Origin of the sequence: Burkholderia sp. Ac-20349 (assembly GCF_017104865.1) — a bacterium.
Taxonomy (GTDB): Bacteria; Pseudomonadota; Gammaproteobacteria; order Burkholderiales; family Burkholderiaceae; genus Burkholderia; species Burkholderia aenigmatica.
On record NZ_JAAGPM010000008.1, the window covers coordinates 15,586 to 32,193 of the forward strand.

Genomic DNA, 16,608 nt, shown 5'->3' on the forward strand with positions numbered 1-16,608 from the left:
CCGGAGGCCTGTTCAGGCTGACGGCGGGCTTTCACTGGCCCATGAAGGGCAGTGCGCAAGGACAGCGACGACGCGAACCGGGCCCTAGCCGTGCCGCAGGCAGAAGCGCGGCGTGTCGCCCGTGGCGGCATCCGGAGCCATCACATCGCGCGCCTGCGCATCGAGCCGCCCGATCAGCTCGACGAAGCTGGCGACGCTGGCCGTCCGCAGCGGGTAGTACGCGATGTGGTGGCGTTCGCAGATGCGCTTGAGCAGGTTCATCGAATCGTGGTCGATACAGTCGACCGGGAACACGACCATCTGCGCGCCCGGTAGCGCCGCGGCCAGCAGGCCCTTGCGATCCTCGATGCCGCCGTCGTGCAGCGTCACGTCGCCGCCCGCCGTTTCGACGATCCGCTTGATCGCCCGGTTCGAGCCCGGGCGCCCGCCGACGTACACCAGACGCGTACCCTGAAGGATCGACAGCGGATCGGCCGCGCGTTCGGCCGGGTCGTCCGCCGACGCCTGCACCGCCTGTTCGATCGCGCTCGCTTCGGCGCGCAGCGTCTTCACCATCGCCATCAGGTCGTCGAGCCGCGCGCGCATCGCGCGGGCGCTCGCCTGTTCCGCGGCGATCCGCTGCTCGGCCGCCTCGCGGCGGCTCGTGTGCAGCGCGAGCCGTTCGTCGCGTGCGGCCAGCGCTTCGCGCAGTTCGTGTACTTCGTCGCGCAAGGCGCTTTCGGCCGCCGGCGGCTGCGCGTGCTGGCGCGCGGCGAGGGCATCCCGTTCCTGCAGCGCCGCGTCGCGCTGCGTGCTCATGTCGTGCAGGCGCACCTGCTGCCGTTCGAGCTTCGCGTGCAGCGCCGCATTCTCTTCCTCGAGCGCGACCAGCCGCCGGATATCGGCGCGATTGGCCGCGCCGACCAGATGCGACAGCATGTGCAGGTCGCCGAACGCGGCCTGGCGCACGCCCATCGTCGTGCGCGGATGCGTCATCAGCGCCCAGTACGCGGGCGGAATGTCGCCGCTCTTCAGCGCGTCCTTCCAGCGCACGAGGAGTTCGTCCGCGTCCTTCGCGCTGTCGAATGCGCGGATCGCGCCGGCGTAGCGCTCGTCGAGCGCCTTGTGCAAGGCCTTGGCGCCGGCCGTGCCGCCGATCGCGAGCTCGACGGCCGCGTGATGGATGTCGAGATCGGTCGCGTGCTGGCGGTCGAGGTCGGTGAACTTCGGTACGAGCCTGCGCAGTTCGTGCGTGGTCAGGCAGGTGCCGATGATCGAGCAGTGCAGGTTCGCATCGAGCTCGGACAGGCGCGCGCGGCGCTTCAGCTCGGTCAGTTGCGCACGCGACGGCGCGCAGCATGCGTCGACCCGCGTGCCGGTTGCCGAGGGCAGGTTACCGCCGGGCGACGAGAGATCCGCCGTGCGGGCAAGGCGAAAGGGCGGAGCGTGCATGTTGACCTCTGTCCGGCGTGGTCGGGCCGGAGACGGATGCGCGAAAGATTCGCGAAATATACCACGGAATATAACGCACGAAATTCCGGGGAAAGCACGGAGCAAGGCCGCGTCGCGCGGTCAGCAGAGCGCGCTTGAATGGCCGGTGAGCGATAGTGCGGACGGGGCCTCGGACGAAACGGGGAGCGATGCCGGCGCATGACGCGCCATCACGTACTCGACGCACAGCCCGACGAACAGCAGGTCGACACGCTCCAGTGCGGCGACCGCGTCGCGCATCGCGGCCGGGTCGTTGCTGAACGAATCGGAGAACACGTCGTCGCGCGTGCGTTCGAGGCGGCGCGCGTGGCCGATCGCCCGTTCGAGTTCGGGCAGGCGCGTGAAGCGGGCGGTGCGTGCATGGTCTTCGAGTGTCGACAACAGGTCACGAAAGCCCAGGGCGGACAGCGCATCGTCAGCATGCGCGGCCGAGAACATCAGGATGAAACGCACGACGCTGCCGCGCAGGCGCCGGAACGCGTCGACGACATCCGTGACCTGCTGCGCGCGCGCGTCGCTCGACAGCGGCCTGAGCGCGCGGATCTTGCGCGCGAGCGGCTGTTCCCGTGCGGTGCGCTGCGGGGCGCGATCCGTCGGCGTGCGGGGCATGGTGGATCTCCGGAAGTGCAGGTATCGATATATTCTACGGAATATATCGCATGCGCAAAAAAAGACGGCACCGTCGATGAGACACGGTGCCGTCAACGGCCTGAACGGCCGACTGGTCAGTCGATGTTGCTCACGGCCGTTCCGAACGCGGCCATGAAGCGGAGGTACGCGCTGTCGGGCACGAGGATATGCACGGTAGCCGAGCACATCCGGCCCGCGTGCGTGATCGCGCGTACGCCTAATGCTGCCGCGTGAGCGCCGCCGGCAGCACGGCGGCCCGGGCGCCGGCCGTTTCGTCCATCGTCGTCCGGCCGCCGTCCCGAAAGAACGCCTGCTCGGCGGTATTGTTCATCACGAGGATGCTGATGCGGCGATTGGTGGGCTCGTCCGCCACATTCTTGTCGAGCGGCAGGACATCCGCGAGCCCGCGCACCTGCAGCAGCTTGTCTTCCCGCAACCCGCCCGCGACCAGCGCGCGCCGCGCGGCATTCGCGCGATCGCTGGAGAGCTCCCAGTTCGAATAGCCCGTGGGGCCGTCGGGATACGGCGTCGAGTCGGTGTGCCCGGCAATCGACACGCGGTTTTCGACATCGTCGAGTGCCGTACCGATCTGGGTGAGAATCGCGGTGGCATAGCCTTCGGGTTGCGAACTGCCCGACGCGAACATCGGGCGCTTGAGCGAATCAACGATCTCGATGCGCAAGCCCTCGTTGGTGATCGCGATCCGGATCTGGTCCTGGTACGCGCGCAACGACGGGCTTTGTGCAATCGCCGCGGTCAGCTTCGCCTTCAGGCGTTCGAGCTTGTGCGTGTCGACGATGCCGGCGAGTGCCGCGGGTGCGCTGGCCGGCACCGGTTGCGTTTGCGAGTCGATCGCCGGTGCGGGATCCGACAGGTCCCGGCCGCCTCCTTGCACGACGCTCGGACGCGGTGCCTGCGCGTCCTGCCCGCCGGACAGGAGCGTCGACAGCGGCGTGTTGAAGTAATCCTCGATCCCCTGCTTGTCGTACTTCGAGACCGAGCCGAGCAGCCACATCAGCAGGAAGAACGCCATCATCGCCGTGACGAAATCGGCGTAGGCGATTTTCCATGCGCCGCCATGGTGGGCGTCGTGGTCCTCGCCTTTCCTGCGGCGCACGACGACGAGCGGGGCCTGTTTCGACGGATTGGAGCGACTGTCGGCCATGGCGCCTCCGTTACGCAGCCTTGGGCGACTTCGTCGCGCGGACGGCCTCGTCGAGCTCCTTGAAGCTCGGGCGATCGGCCGTGAACAGCACCTTGCGGCCGAATTCCACCGCCACCGCCGGTGCGTAGCCGCTCATCGACGCGAGCAGCACGGCCTTCACGCACTGGAACGGCTTGGCCGCCGCGCGGCCCTTCGCATGGAGCAGATCCGCGAGCGGGCCGACGAAGCCATACGCGAGCAGGATGCCGAGGAAGGTGCCGACGAGCGCGCCGGCGATCATCTTGCCGAGCACGGCGGGCGGCGCGCCGACCGAGCCCATCGTATGCACGACGCCCATCACCGCGGCGACGATGCCGAACGCCGGCAGGCCGTCCGCCATCTTCTGGATCGCGTTGGCCGCGACCGACGCCTCCGCATGGTGCGTATGCAGCTCTTCATCCATCAGGTCCTGCATCTCCAGCACGTTCACGTTGCCGCCCGACATCATCCGCAAGTAATCGACGATGAAGTCGAGCAGGTGATGGTCGCCGAGCACATGCGAATACTTCTGGAACAGCGGGCTTTGCTCGGGCGCGTCGACGTCGGCCTCGAGCGCCATCATGCCGTCCTTGCGGGCCTTCTGCAGCAACTCGTACAACAGGGCGATCAGCTCGACGTATTGCTGCTTCGTATAGCCGCCGCCCTTGAAACAGGTCGGCAGGCTCTTGATCGTCTTCTTCAGCGTCGTGACCGGATTGCTGACGACGAACGCACCCAGCGCCGCGCCGAAAATGCATAGCAGCTCGAACGGTTGCAACAAGGCCGGCACGTGGCCACCCACGCCGACAAAACTGCCGATCACCGACCCGATCACGACGATCCACCCGATGGCTACAAACATGATTCCCTCGTCCGCGACTTGCGCTGCTGCATGCGTTGTTCAAAAGCGAGCGGGACGACTGGCTCTCCCGCTCCATGCCCGCGATGGCCTCGGGTCGCTGCGTGTCGGATGCGAACCGGGCAGTCATCCCGATGCGCTGCAAAACGACGCCAATCGGCGGGTGTTGATGCAATAACGGCGATCGTCCGGATAACTGAACCCGTGATTCCACGTATCAAGGGTGACGCATGCGTTGCATACGTTTGCGCGTGCCGATGTGTGCGGCTTTCTTGATCGAGGTCAAAAAATGCGTTTCCGTCGCGAGAATTTCCGTACGAATGCGACCCGGAAAGAGGGGCGCCAATGACGTCACCCTCCCCAAAAGACGCTCACGTCGGGATGCCGGGGCGCGCAGCGCGCATCGTCGTCCGCCGGCTGGGTCCGCGTGCCGGCAGGGTTTTCAGCAGGACATCCGGGGCGCCGCACGATCCATCATGGCGAAAGCACTGTCGCAGCCAACTGCAGGAGGGCGCACCGTGACGTCCGATCCCACTCCCTCGACCGCCTTCGTGTTCGCCGGCGGCGGCAGTCTCGGCGCGATCGAGGTCGGCATGCTGCGCGAGCTGGTCGCGAGCGGCGAACGGCCCGATTGCGTCGTCGGCGCGTCGGCGGGCGCGATCAATGCCGCCTATTTCGCCGGCCGGCCGGACGCGGACGGTGTCGCGATGCTCGCCGCGTTGTGGTGCAGGATCCGCCGCCAGGACGTCATGCCGTTCTCGTTGCGCAGCATCATCGCGATGCTGCTGCGCAACCGGCCGCATCTGGTCGACGCCGATGCGCTGCGTCTGCTGCTGGAAAAGAATCTGCCGTACCGGCGGATCGAGCAGGCCGCGCTGCCGCTCCACATCGTCGCGACCGACGTGCTGAATGGCCGCGAAGTCGTGCTGTCCGCCGGCTCGGTCGTGGATGCCGTGCAGGCCAGCACGGCGATTCCCGGCGTGTTTCCGTCGGTCAGCATCGGCGGCGTGGAACTTGTCGACGGCGGCGTCGCGAACAATACGCCGATCTCGGTGGCGATCGCGCTTGGCGTCAAGCGGATCGTCGTGCTGCCGGCCGGGTTCGCCTGCGCGTTGCGCGTCCCGCCGCGCAGCCCGATCGCGCATGCGACGCACGCGCTGACGCTTGTGATCGCGCGGCAACTGGTGCGCGATCTGGCGCTGTACGCGGCACACGCGCACATCCATGTCGTGCCGCCGCTCTGTCCGCTCGACGTCTCGTCATACGATTACTCGCAGTGCGCGCAGTTGATCGACAAGGCCGCGGAACGCACGCGCGCATGGATCGACGCGGGCGGGCTCGCGGAGTGTGCGATTCCCGGCGAGCTGCGCGAGCACGATCATGCCGCGGCGCGGTCGCATTGACGGTTGCGCACGCGCCGTGCAAACGCATGGCTGACGAACGCCGGCTGCCGGACCTCTTCCCGGCAATCGGCAAAAAAAAACGGCACCGTGCACGTGACACGGTGCCGCCAACGGCCTGAACGGCCGCCCTGGTCAGTCGATCGCGCGCATCGCGTGGCGCAGTTCCTGATAGCTGCGCAGACCTGCAACGCCGAGTTCGCGGCCGATGCCGCTGAGCCCGAAGCCACCCCAGCACACGTGCGGGTAGATGAGCTGCGGCGCGTTGATCCACACGAGCCCCGCGCGCACGCGCTGCTGGAATTGCTTGGCGATGGCCGCATCGCGCGTCACGACGGTTGCGACGAGCCCGTAGCGCGTGTCGTTCGCGAGCGCGATCGCTTCGTCGTCGGTACGGAACGATTTCACGCACGCGACGGGGCCGAACACTTCATCGGTCCACAGCGGGTTGTCGGCCGCCGGCTCGGCGATCACGACGGGCGCCATGAAGAAGCCGTCGCCGCCGGCATCCGTCACGCGGCCGCTGAAGGCGACGCGTGCGCCCGCATCGATGCCGTGCTGGAGCATCGCTTCGACGCGCGTACGCTGCGCGGCCGAGATCAGCGGCCCCATCGCGACCTGTTCCGCCGCGGGCGGCGCGACGACGAGCGCGCGCACGGCGGTCTCGAACGCGGCCATGAAGCTGCGGTACACGCTGTCGTGCACGAGGATGCGCGCGGTGGCCGAGCACATCTGGCCCGCGTTCGTGAAGGCGCCCGCGACGGCGAGCGACACCGCGACGTCGAGATCGGCGTCGTCGCGCACGATCAGCGACGACTTGCCGCCGAGTTCGAGCGTCACGCGCTTCATGTCGACGGCGGCGGCCTGCATGACCTTGCGGCCGGCCGCCGTGCTGCCGGTAAACGAGATCTTGTCGATCAGCGGATGCGCGGTCAGCGCCGCACCGACTTCGGCGCCGCCGTTCACGACGTTGACGACGCCGGCCGGCACGCCGGCTTCGGCGACGATCTCGAGCAACGCGTGCTCGGTCGGCGACGTGAGTTCGGACGGCTTCAGCACGACCGCGCAGCCTGCCGCGAGCGCGGGTGCGAGCTTCCAAGCGGTCGTGACCATCGGGAAGTTCCACGGCATGACGAGCGCCGCGACGCCGACGGAATCGTAGAAGCGTTCGGCCGTGACGGCATCGCTCGGCAGCGCGACCGGCTCGGCCGCGAACAGCGCCGGGTCTTCGCACTGCGTCGCGTAATACGCGAACGTCGCGGCGACGTCGCCGACATCGGCGTCGGCCTCGAACGGCGGCTTGCCGCTCACCTGCATTTGCAGCGCGGCAAGTCGATCGCGCGACGCTTCGACGCGCTCGGCGATGGTCGCGAGCATCCGGCCGCGTTCGACGGGCGGCGTGTCGCGCCAGCCGGCGAACGCGTCGCGCGCGGCGCGCACCGCGGCGTCGACGTGCGCGGCCGTCGCGAATTCCTGCCAGCCGATCGCCGCCCCCGTCGACGCGTCGAAGATCGGCGCGCCGGGCGCGTCGGCCAGTGTGCGCACGGGCTGGCCGGCGATGTGCGCCGCGGGCAGCACGAACGTGGCGGTGGATCGGGAAAGCTCGGCGGTGGACATGAGGGTCATCCTGTCGGTCGGGTTAGCGGTAGGCGACGCCCGGCATCACGCAGAGCATCTCGAACGCGAGGTTCGCGCCAGTGAGCGCGGTGGTGCCGGTCGGATCGTACGGCGGTGCGACTTCGACGAGGTCCGCGCCGACGATGTTCAGGCCCTTCATCCCGCGCACGATCTCGAGGCCCTGTTGCACGGTGAGGCCGCCGATTTCCGGCGTGCCGGTGCCGGGCGCGAACGACGGATCGAGGCCGTCGATGTCGAAGCTCAGATAGACGGGCGTGTCGCCGACGCGTTCGCGCACCTGCGCCATCAGCGGCGCGAGCGACTTGTTCCAGCATTCTTCCGCCTGCACGACGGTGAAGCCCTGCTGGCGGCACCAGTCGAAATCGTCCGCGTGGTAGCCGGTGCCGCGCAGGCCGATCTGCGTGACCTTGTCGCATTGCAGCAGCCCGTCTTCGACCGCGCGGCGGAACGGCGTGCCGTGCGCGATCTTCTCGCCGAACATCGTGTCGTTCACGTCCGCGTGCGCGTCGACGTGCACGACGGCGACCTTGCCGTACTTCTTGTGTAGCGCGCGCAGGATCGGCCACGCGATCGTGTGATCGCCGCCGAGCGTGATCGGCCGGCAGCCGTTCGCGACGATCTCGTCGTATGCCTCTTCAATGCGGCGCACCGAGTCCTTCAGGTCGTACGGATTGGTCGCGACGTCGCCGATGTCGGCCACCTGCAGCGAATCGAACGGCGCCGCGCGCGTGGCCATGTTGTACGGGCGCAGCAGCACGGATTCGGTGCGGATCTGGCGCGGGCCGAAGCGCGAGCCCGAGCGGTTCGACGTGCCGAGATCGAGCGGCACGCCGACGAAGCACACGTCGAGGCCGTCGGTCGTTGCGGCTTGCGGCAGCCGCATCATCGTGGCGATGCCGCCAAAGCGCGGCATTTCGTTGCCGCCCATCGGTTGATTCAGTTCGCGGGGCATGGGCCGTCTCCTTTTTCTGAGGTAAAGCGATCGGCCGATGGTAGAGGAGAACGTCCGCGCGAAGATTTTGAAGTCGCAACGTTTACATCGACGGCTCTCGATGCAAGTGGCGCCGCCGCATCGACGCGGCGCAACCGAACGCGGCCGCGGGGTGCGGCCGGGCGGGTCAGCGCGGGATGGCGGGCGGCGCGGTGCCGTCGTGCGAGCCGGCAGAAGGGAACGCGGTGGTGGCCGAACCCCACGCGGCGAGCTCGCGCTTCGTGCGCACACCGAGCTTTGCGAACGCGCGCTTCACGTACGACTCGGCCGACGCGACGCGCACGCCGAGGATCTCGGCCGTTTCGGGCACGGTCTTGCCGGAGAGCAGGTGCTTGCAGGTTTCGTATTCGCGTTTCGACAGCTTCACGCCGTCGGCCGCGATCCGCGCATCGAACTGCGCGAGCGGATGGACCTCGGGCGTCGGGTGTGCGACGCGCCGTGCGGCCGTGGTCGACGCATGCAGTTCGAGCAGCGGGAACAGCATGTCGCTGATGCTGCGAAAGCGGTTCATCTCGGCGAGCGTGAACGGCGGCCGGTCGCGGCCGCGCTCCAGCGCGATCGAATGCTGCGCATAGCGCGTGCCGCGCGCGAGCACGCATTCGTGCCCGATATGCACGTCGTCGAACAGCCGCTGGCGGAATTCGCCGGGCGGGATCGCGGCGATGTCGCGAACCACCAGCATCGTGCCGGTCTTGCCGCGCAGCCCCGCGAACAGCGGGTCGCTGTCGAGAAAGCGCTCGTAGTAGAGCGTCATCACGTCGGAGATTTCGGTGGATTCGGTATCGATGCCACTGCTGCCGATCCATTCGCATCGATAGCCGGTGGGCATCGAGCCGTCGACGCGCGAACGTTCGACATGCGCGACGTCGAGCGGCACCACGTCATTGAGCAGTTGCGTGAGGCGCGGCACGAAGTGTGGCGTGCCGACCGTCTCGATCAGCTCGCCCAGCGCCTTGAACGACACGTTGAAACGGTCGTTGTCGCGGTGGAAGGGGTTCACGTTGAGCAGCATGCGGTTCCCCGGGTGAAAGGCGGGCGCGATTTTAGCGGTTGCAACGGAAAACGTCATTAGGGGAAACACCGTCGGTTGTCCTGCCGACCGGTTCGCCCCGGAAAACACCGCTTGTCCCCCCCGGAGGGGGGCATACCGGGGCAGTGTAAATGAGTAACTTTGTCTCTGCTTTTTTCAATCAAGAGATGAAGATTCAGATGACCAAACTGATCAAGGACATCCTGCCGCTCGGCGCAGGCATCGGCGAATTCACGAAGCTCGACTTCGGGATGGACGAAAGCGACTGGCGCGCGGCGGAAGGCAAGAGCGGCAACTACCTCATCGGCTGGTGGGAAGGCAAGGTCGGCTCGGTGGAGTTTCCGGAAACCGCGGCCGACGAGGCGGTGTGGCTCGTCGAGGGCCGGATCGCACTGACCGACGTCGAAGGCAACCGCAAGGAATTCACGCCGGGCCAGGGCTACCTGCTGCCGGCCGGCTTCGCGGGCCGCTGGGAGACGATCGAGGACGCGAAGAAGTTCTACGTGCTGCTCGAGAAGTCGTGATGTCCGAAGCCGCCGCCGTGGTGTCGTCGTCCGTGTGACGCGCGCCCGGCGGCGGTTTCGTTTTTCGCGTGTGATGGCTGGGATCATGGAAATGGAAGTCAAAGCAAGAGAGACTGCGCCGGTGCAGGCGCACGCAATGCGTGGCGCGCCGGTCGCACTGGGCGTCGAGGCGGCGCTCGCGAATACGAAGCTGTTCCCGTACTGGCTCGACAACCCGGCGGCGCCTGCGACCGAGCCGGAGCTCGTCGGCGACGTGACGGCCGATCTGCTGATCGTCGGCGGCGGCTTCACGGGGCTGTGGGCGGCCGTGCAGGCGAAAGAACAGATGCCGCACCTGAACGTGGTGCTGATCGAGGCCGGCAAGGTGGCGCACGGCGCGTCGGGCCGCGCGGGCGGGATCATCTCGACGTCGGTGATGCACGGGCTGCCGAACGCGGTGCGCGTGTTCCCGAACGACATCGCGCAGCTCGAGGCCTTCGGCCATCACAACCTCGACGGCTTCGAGGAGACGCTGAAGCGCTACGACATCGACGCCGATATCGAGTGGAACGGCGAGATGACGGTCGCGGTCGATCCCGAGCACATCGCGCACCTGAAGGGCGATTACGACCTGCATCGCGAGTACGGCCACAACGTCGTGCTGCTGAATCGCGAGGAAACGCTCGAACAATTGAATTCGCCGCTGTTCGCGGGCGCGCTGTGGTCGCGCAACCGCAGCGGCATCGTGCACCCGGCGAAGCTCGCGTGGGGGCTGAAGCGCGCGGCGCTGAAGCTCGGCGTGAAGCTGTATGAACACACGCCGCTCGTGACCGTGACCGACGAAGGCAGCACGGTATTCGTGAAGACGCCGAAGGGCAGCGTGCGTGCGCCGCGCGTCGTGTTCGGCAGCGGCACCGCGAAAGTCGGGATTCCCGACATCAACCGTCGCGTGATGCAGGTGCGCGATCACGTGCTCGCAACCGAGCCGCTCACCGACGAACAGCTCGCGCGGATCGGCTGGAAGAATCGCCAGGGCGTGTACGACACGCGCACGCAGCTCAACTATTTCCGGCTGACGAAGAACAACAACATCATTTTCGGCGGGCTGGTGAGCTATCACTTCGACGGCGATCCGGAACCGCACCAGGACGGCCAGCGCGAAACGTACTACCGGCTCGCGGAAGCGTTCTACCGCACGTTCCCGCAACTGTGCGACGTGCGCTTCTCGCACGCGTGGGGCGGACCGATCGACTACTGCTCGCGCGGCTCGGTGTTCGCGAAGCGCTATCTCGGCGACAAGGCCGTGTTCGTCGCCGGCTATACGGGCTTCGGCGTTGCGGCGAGCCGGTTCGGCGCGTTCATGGGGCTGAACATCCTGTTCGATCGCGACAGCCCCGAGCGCAAGCTCGACATCGCGAACCAGAGCCCGAGCTACATCCCGCCGGAACCGATGCGCTGGATGGCCGCGAAGATCACGTTCCATGCGTTCGATGGCGCGGATGCGGAAGGCGGCTGGAAGCGCGCATGGATCAGCGGCATCAAGGCGATGGGCTTCCCGATGTAAGCGACGACGGGGCGGCCCCGCGCCGGGCCGCCCCGTCATGGCGACACCCAAAACGATCCCCAGAGGAGACGGTCCGCGCCGCGGACACGGAGAGAGACACCAGATGAATGTAGTCAACCTGCAGGATGAGGCGCGACAGGAAAACGCGCTGTTCGTCGTCGTGATGCTGCTGCTCGGCATGCTCGGGCCGACGGTCTTCCTCGGCCTGCCCGCGATCGTCGGGCAGGTCGAGCGTCATTGGGGCTTCGGCGAAGCGGCGCTCGGGCTGTCGAGCTTCATCGAGGTGCTCGGCGAATCGACGGGCACGCTGCTCGTCGCGTTCGTGCTCGGCCGCCAGCCGGTCCGCTGGGTGCTCGCGGGTGCGGTGACGCTCGCGGCCGGCGCGAACCTCGGCACGCTCGCGACGCACGGGCTCGTCGCCTATTCGGCGTTGCAGTTCATCGCGGGCGTCGGCTCGGGCGGGCTGAACGGCATCGCGTTGCGCTACCTGTCGTATTCGCGCGCACCCGAACGCAATCTCGGGATCATGCTGATGGGGCAGGTGACGTGGAGCATGGTGCTGCTCGCCTACATCTTCCCGATGCTGAGCGACACATGGGGTGCGCACGGCGTGTTCGGTTTCGTCGCGTGCGTGCTCGGCATGTTCGTGCTCGCGACGCCGCTGTTTCGCCGCGGCGAGACGATGGCCACGCCGGCGCCGGCCGGCGTCGCCGGCCGCATCGACCGCAAGGGCGCGATGCTGGTGCTGTGCGCGCAGCTCGCGCTGTACGGCGGCGTCGGCGTCGTGTGGACCTTCCTCGAGAAGATCGGCACCGCGGCGGGCCTGAGCGGCAAGTCGGTGTCGCTCGTGCTCGGCATCGCGAACATCGCGAGCCTCGTGATCTGCGCGGCGATGCCGAAGCTCGGCGCGGGCGCGGGCCTGCGCCGCTGGGCGCTCGTGAATCTCGGCGGCTGCGCGGTTGCGGCCGTGCTGCTCGCGCTGCCGGCATCGGCGGCGACGTTCACGCTCGGCGCGATCGTCTTCATCGGCTGCTGGACCGGCGGCGCGCTGCTGATCTACGCGACGATTCCGCAGTACGACCTGGTCGGCAAGTCGGCCGCGCTGTCGCCGGGCTGCGTCGCGCTCGGCTATGGCGTCGGCTCGGTCGCGGGCGGCTCGCTGATCGAGAGCGCAGGCACGCAGTCGGCGCTGATCGCGGCGATCGTGCTGTGCGCGGTGGCGTTCCTCTGTTACCGGCGGCTGCGGCCGGCCGTGTTCGGGATGGCGCCCGTGCTCGCAGCGGCATCTGAATGAGGGTGGCGATGCGTGCCGCTGCCGATGGCGGCGCGCGGTCGGTCTGGTTCATCGGCGCAGGCGGCGGGCGTGGCGTGCGATGCGCGTCGTGCTGGCCGGCCGGGTAACGCGCACACGCGCAGCGGCTTGAAGCATGTTCTCGAATACTTCCGATCTCGATCTCCGGCTCATCCGGGTCTTTCTGGCCGTCGTCGACGCACGCGGCATCACGGCCGCCGAGGCGTCGCTCGGCGTGCGGCAGTCGACGATCAGCACGCAGCTGTCGGCGCTCGAAGCGCGCGTCGGCTTCAAGCTGTGCGATCGCGGGCGCGGCGGCTTTCGCCTGACGTCGAAGGGCGAACGCTTCGCGGCCACCGCGCGCACGCTCGTCGCGGCAACCTCCGAATTCGTCGCGCGCGTGCGCGACATCGATCGCAAGCTGGTCGGCACGCTGTCGATCGGCCTGATCGGCCAGGCGCCGCTCGTCGAGAACGCGCGCGTGGCCGACGCGATCGGCGCATTCCGCAAGCGCGACCAGGCCGTCACGTTCGCGATGAAGGTCGCGTCACCGCAAGAGCTGGAGGAAAGCCTCGTCAACAACCAGCTCGATCTCGCGATTGGCTATTTCTGGCATCGCGTGCCCGGGCTGCTCTACACGCCGCTCTTCACCGAGCAGCAGGTGATCTACTGCGGGCGCGGGCATCCGCTGTTCCATGCGTCGCGGCCCGTGACGGCGGACGACCTGCAGCTTCACGACTGGGTATGGCGCACCTATCCGGTGCCGGAGGAGCAGTATCCGCTGCCCGAGCGACGCGTGACCGCGAGCGCGGACAGCATCGAGGCCGCGACGATCCTGATCCTGTCGGGCGGCCATCTCGGCTACCTGCCCGCGCATTACGCGGAGCCGTTCGAGCAGCGCGGGCTCGTGAAGGCCGTCGGCCGCACGACGTTCAGCTTCGACGTGCCGCTGCATCTCGCGATGAAGCGCAGCGCAAGCGACAAGCCGATCGTCGACGCGTTCTGCGAGGACCTGCTGCGCGCATTCAACATCAAGGCGGCCGCACTGGCCGCGTAAGCCGGCGCCACGCGTTCAGCAGTCGACCAGCACCCAGTCGAACAGCTCGCGACGCGTGCGCACGCCGAGCTTCGCGAACGCACGCTTCACGTACGACTCGGCCGTCGACAGCTTCACGTCGAGCTGCTGCGCGGCCTCGGGCACCGAGCGCCCGCACAGCATCAGCCGGCAGATCTCGTGCTCGCGCCGCGACAGCTGCACGTCCTGCCGTTCGAGACGCGCGTCGAAGCTCGCCTGCGACGCGGCATTCACCGACACTGCCGCCACCCGCCGCGCCGCGCAGGTGCGCGCATGCAGCTCGAACATCGGGAACAGCAGGTCGACCATCTGCCGGAAGTGGAACAGCTCGTCCGTCGTGAACGCGGCCCGGCCGACGGTGCGCGCGAGTCCGAGCGCGTACTGCAGATGCGCGTTGCCGTGCACGAGCAGGCATTCCTGCCCGATGCCGGGTTCGTCGAAAATCCGGCGGCGGAACTCGCCTTGCGCGATGCCATCGACGTGGCGCTGCACCAGCAGCGTGCCGGCCTTGCCGCGCAGCGGCGCGACCAGCGGATCGACCTGGCAGTAGTCCTGGTAATAGACATCCATCACGCGCAGCGTATCGGCCGCGAAGCGCAGGCTGCCGCTGCCGAGCCATTCGACGACGAAACCCGACGTGCTGCCCGTATCGGCGCGCCAGCGTTCGAGATGCACGGCGTCGGCGTCGATGCTGTCGTTGACGAACTCCGTGACCGCGCCGACGAAATCCGGCGTGCCGACCGCGCGCAACGTGGCGCCGAGCGTGTCGGGGCGCACGCCGATCAGGTAGTGGCCGCGGGCGGCCGGGTCGGGCTGGAGAAGTCGCATGGTCGGGCGTGGGGGGCAGGGGACAGCGCGACGTTACGCGAACGCCGTGCACGCGTCAGCCGGGAATTCACCGGATTCGCGCGGTGGATTTCGCGCGTTGTCCCCAAAACGATGACAAGACCGTGCGCGCGGTGGCCGGAATTCACCCGAGCCCCCGCGGCGGGGGGGCATACCGGCGCGAATCGTCTGCCTATAGTGAAAGCACTTCGAAAACCTGATCAACAGAAAGGACAGGCCATGCAGATGCAACCGACGCACGCCGCCAAGGATTCGACGCCGGCGGATTTCATCCTCACCAACGCGAAGGTCTACACCGTCGACCCGCACAAGCCCTGGGCGCAGGCCGTCGCCGTGCGCGGCGGCCGGATCGTCCACGTCGGCGATACGGCGGCCGTGCAGGCGTACATCGGTGCGGACACGAAGGTCGTCGACGCGGCCGGCCGGCTCGTGCTGCCGGGCTTCGTCGAATCGCACTGGCACTTCGAGACGACCGCGTTCGCGTTCCAGGCGTTCGTGAACTACGAGGATCCGCAGAAGGTGCTCGGCGCGCTGCGCGACTACGTCGAATCGCATCCGGACGAGCCGGCGATCACCGGGATGGGCTGGATCCAGGCGACGATTCCGCCGGCGCTGCTGCGCAAGGAGACGCTCGACGCGATCTGCGCGGATCGCCCGGTGTGCCTGCTGTCGACCGATTTCCATTCGATGTGGGTGAACTCGAAGGCGCTGGCGATCGCCGGCATCGACGCATCGACGCCGCCCGTGCAGGAAGGCGCGAGCTGGTTCGAGAAGGACGCCGTGACCGGCGAGCCGACCGGCCTGATCGTCGACGGCGCTGCGTATTCGCTGGTGTTGCAGCGGATCAGCGCGGCCGGCCTGCTGCCGACCGGCATCGACCTGTACCTGAAATCGATCCCGCCGTGGCAGAAGAAGCTGTGCGCGGCCGGCGTGACGACCGTGTTCGATGCGGGCTTCTTCGACGCGAGCGGCGACCAGTCGCTGCTGTACGAGACGCTGCAGACGATGGAGCGCGCGGGCGACCTGAAGCTGCGCGTGGTGGGCAGCGTCGCGGTGATCGGCGAGATCGACGATCCGGTCGGCACGCTCGTCAAATACCGCGAGCAGTACGATTCGCCGCTCGTGAAGGCGCGCGCGCTGAAGCTGTTCCTCGACGGCACCGAGGCGAACCACACCGCGTACCTGCTCGAACCGTACGCGGACCGCCCCGACACCTGCGGCGCGCCGACGATGCCGGCCGACACGTTCAACCGCTACCTGGTCGAAGCCGATCGCGCGAACGCGAACGTGATGGTGCATTGCGTGGGCGACGCGGCCGTGCGGATGGCGCTCGACGGCTTCGACGCGGTCAACCGCACGAACCCGCCGCGCGACCGCCGCCACGTGATCACGCATGCGTTCCTCACGCATCCGGACGACATCCCGCGCTTCCGCCGCACGGGCGTGATGGCGAACACGCAGCTGCAGTGGGGCGTGGTCGACGCGTACACCGAGCAGCTGCGCGACCACTACGGCCACGCGCGCTGGAGCAACATGTACAAGTTCCGCACGTTCCTCGACGAAGGCGTGACGGTGTCGATCGGCATGGACGGCCTCGCGTGCCAGTGCCGCTGCCAGCACAAGCCGCTCGAACACATCGAGTCGGGCCATACGCGCCAGCTCGCGGGCGAGCCCGATGCGCCGGTGTTTCCGGACCTCGCCGAGCGCCTGAGCATTCCGCAGCTGATCGCCGCGTACACGATCCACGGCGCGTACCAGCTCGGGATGGAGCACGAGGTCGGCTCGCTCACGCCAGGCAAGCGCGCGGATCTCGTCGTGCTGGAAAACGACCTGTTCGAAGTCGGCCAGTACGACATCGGCCGCATCGACGTCGCGCTGACGATGATGGACGGCCGCATCACGCACGTGGGCGAGGACTTCGGCGTGCGCACGGGCGTGCAGGCCTCCTGAGCGGTTTTACGCTGACGAAGCGGCAGCGGATGCTTTCAAATCGCTTCCGTGTTGTGCCGATCGGGGGCTCCGTCCGGAACCGGAGTCCCCGATTGTGCGGCGTGTCCCCCTATTGGCAGGGCAGACCGGCCAATTTCCTCTGGCTACATTTTTCCGGACCGAAGCACACACCGTTCAT

At 67.9% G+C, this 16,608-nt stretch carries 14 protein-coding genes; 6 read left to right on the forward strand and 8 right to left on the reverse strand.

Annotated features, from left to right (window positions below):
• Positions 1-84 precede the first annotated feature (84 nt).
• The 4 genes from G3N61_RS04340 to motA form a co-directional block, all read right to left on the reverse strand.
• Positions 85-1,431, reverse strand: coding sequence for a DUF2325 domain-containing protein (locus tag G3N61_RS04340; RefSeq protein WP_205821678.1), 1,347 nt, complete (start codon positions 1,429-1,431; stop codon positions 85-87).
• 120 nt (positions 1,432-1,551) lie between these two features.
• The gene (locus G3N61_RS04345) at positions 1,552-2,079 is read right to left on the reverse strand and encodes a hypothetical protein (protein WP_205821679.1); all 528 of its coding nucleotides are present in this window, start codon (positions 2,077-2,079) and stop codon (positions 1,552-1,554) included.
• Positions 2,080-2,317: 238 nt separating this feature from the next.
• Positions 2,318-3,265, reverse strand: a complete 948-nt coding sequence (gene motB / locus G3N61_RS04350; RefSeq protein ID WP_205821680.1) for a flagellar motor protein MotB — start codon at positions 3,263-3,265, stop codon at positions 2,318-2,320.
• A 10-nt stretch (positions 3,266-3,275) separates the two neighbouring features.
• Positions 3,276-4,145, reverse strand: coding sequence for a flagellar motor stator protein MotA (gene motA / locus G3N61_RS04355; protein WP_089453833.1), 870 nt, complete (start codon positions 4,143-4,145; stop codon positions 3,276-3,278).
• A 515-nt stretch (positions 4,146-4,660) separates the two neighbouring features.
• On the opposite strand from motA, the gene G3N61_RS04360 reads away from it, so the two are divergent.
• Positions 4,661-5,545, forward strand: a complete 885-nt coding sequence (locus G3N61_RS04360; RefSeq protein WP_043179234.1) for a patatin-like phospholipase family protein — start codon at positions 4,661-4,663, stop codon at positions 5,543-5,545.
• Between the two features lie 132 nt (positions 5,546-5,677).
• Here G3N61_RS04360 and G3N61_RS04365 read toward each other — a convergent pair whose 3' ends face one another.
• From G3N61_RS04365 to G3N61_RS04375, 3 genes are all read right to left on the reverse strand, one after another.
• Positions 5,678-7,159: an aldehyde dehydrogenase family protein gene (locus tag G3N61_RS04365; RefSeq protein ID WP_205821681.1), complete on the reverse strand. Its 1,482-nt coding sequence runs from the start codon at positions 7,157-7,159 to the stop codon at positions 5,678-5,680.
• 22 nt (positions 7,160-7,181) lie between these two features.
• A complete protein-coding gene (gene speB, locus G3N61_RS04370; RefSeq protein WP_043178716.1) occupies positions 7,182-8,132 on the reverse strand; it encodes an agmatinase in 951 nt (316 codons plus the stop codon).
• Between the two features lie 166 nt (positions 8,133-8,298).
• Positions 8,299-9,183 (reverse strand): helix-turn-helix transcriptional regulator, encoded by an 885-nt coding sequence (locus G3N61_RS04375; protein ID WP_205821682.1) that lies wholly within the window; start codon positions 9,181-9,183, stop codon positions 8,299-8,301.
• Positions 9,184-9,380: 197 nt separating this feature from the next.
• Here G3N61_RS04375 and G3N61_RS04380 point away from each other — a divergent pair, with 197 nt between their 5' ends.
• The 4 genes from G3N61_RS04380 to G3N61_RS04395 all read left to right on the forward strand — a co-directional run bounded on the left by G3N61_RS04380 (position 9,381) and on the right by G3N61_RS04395 (position 13,616).
• Positions 9,381-9,725 (forward strand): cupin domain-containing protein, encoded by a 345-nt coding sequence (locus tag G3N61_RS04380; RefSeq protein WP_027789860.1) that lies wholly within the window; start codon positions 9,381-9,383, stop codon positions 9,723-9,725.
• Positions 9,726-9,810: 85 nt separating this feature from the next.
• The gene (locus G3N61_RS04385) at positions 9,811-11,268 is read left to right on the forward strand and encodes an FAD-dependent oxidoreductase (RefSeq protein WP_089453828.1); all 1,458 of its coding nucleotides are present in this window, start codon (positions 9,811-9,813) and stop codon (positions 11,266-11,268) included.
• Between the two features lie 103 nt (positions 11,269-11,371).
• Positions 11,372-12,562 (forward strand): MFS transporter, encoded by a 1,191-nt coding sequence (locus G3N61_RS04390; protein ID WP_043178705.1) that lies wholly within the window; start codon positions 11,372-11,374, stop codon positions 12,560-12,562.
• Between the two features lie 133 nt (positions 12,563-12,695).
• Complete coding sequence (locus G3N61_RS04395; protein ID WP_039353976.1) at positions 12,696-13,616, forward strand: LysR family transcriptional regulator; 921 nt, start codon at positions 12,696-12,698, stop codon at positions 13,614-13,616.
• A gap of 15 nt (positions 13,617-13,631) precedes the next feature.
• Here the strand turns inward: G3N61_RS04395 and G3N61_RS04400 are convergent, their stop codons facing one another.
• Positions 13,632-14,462 carry a helix-turn-helix transcriptional regulator gene (locus G3N61_RS04400; protein ID WP_043178701.1) on the reverse strand — a complete coding sequence of 277 codons (831 nt, stop codon included), beginning with the start codon at positions 14,460-14,462 and terminating at the stop codon, positions 13,632-13,634.
• Positions 14,463-14,699: 237 nt separating this feature from the next.
• Here G3N61_RS04400 and G3N61_RS04405 point away from each other — a divergent pair, with 237 nt between their 5' ends.
• The gene (locus G3N61_RS04405; protein WP_205821683.1) at positions 14,700-16,430 is read left to right on the forward strand and encodes an amidohydrolase; all 1,731 of its coding nucleotides are present in this window, start codon (positions 14,700-14,702) and stop codon (positions 16,428-16,430) included.
• The last annotated feature ends 178 nt before the right edge of the window (positions 16,431-16,608 follow it).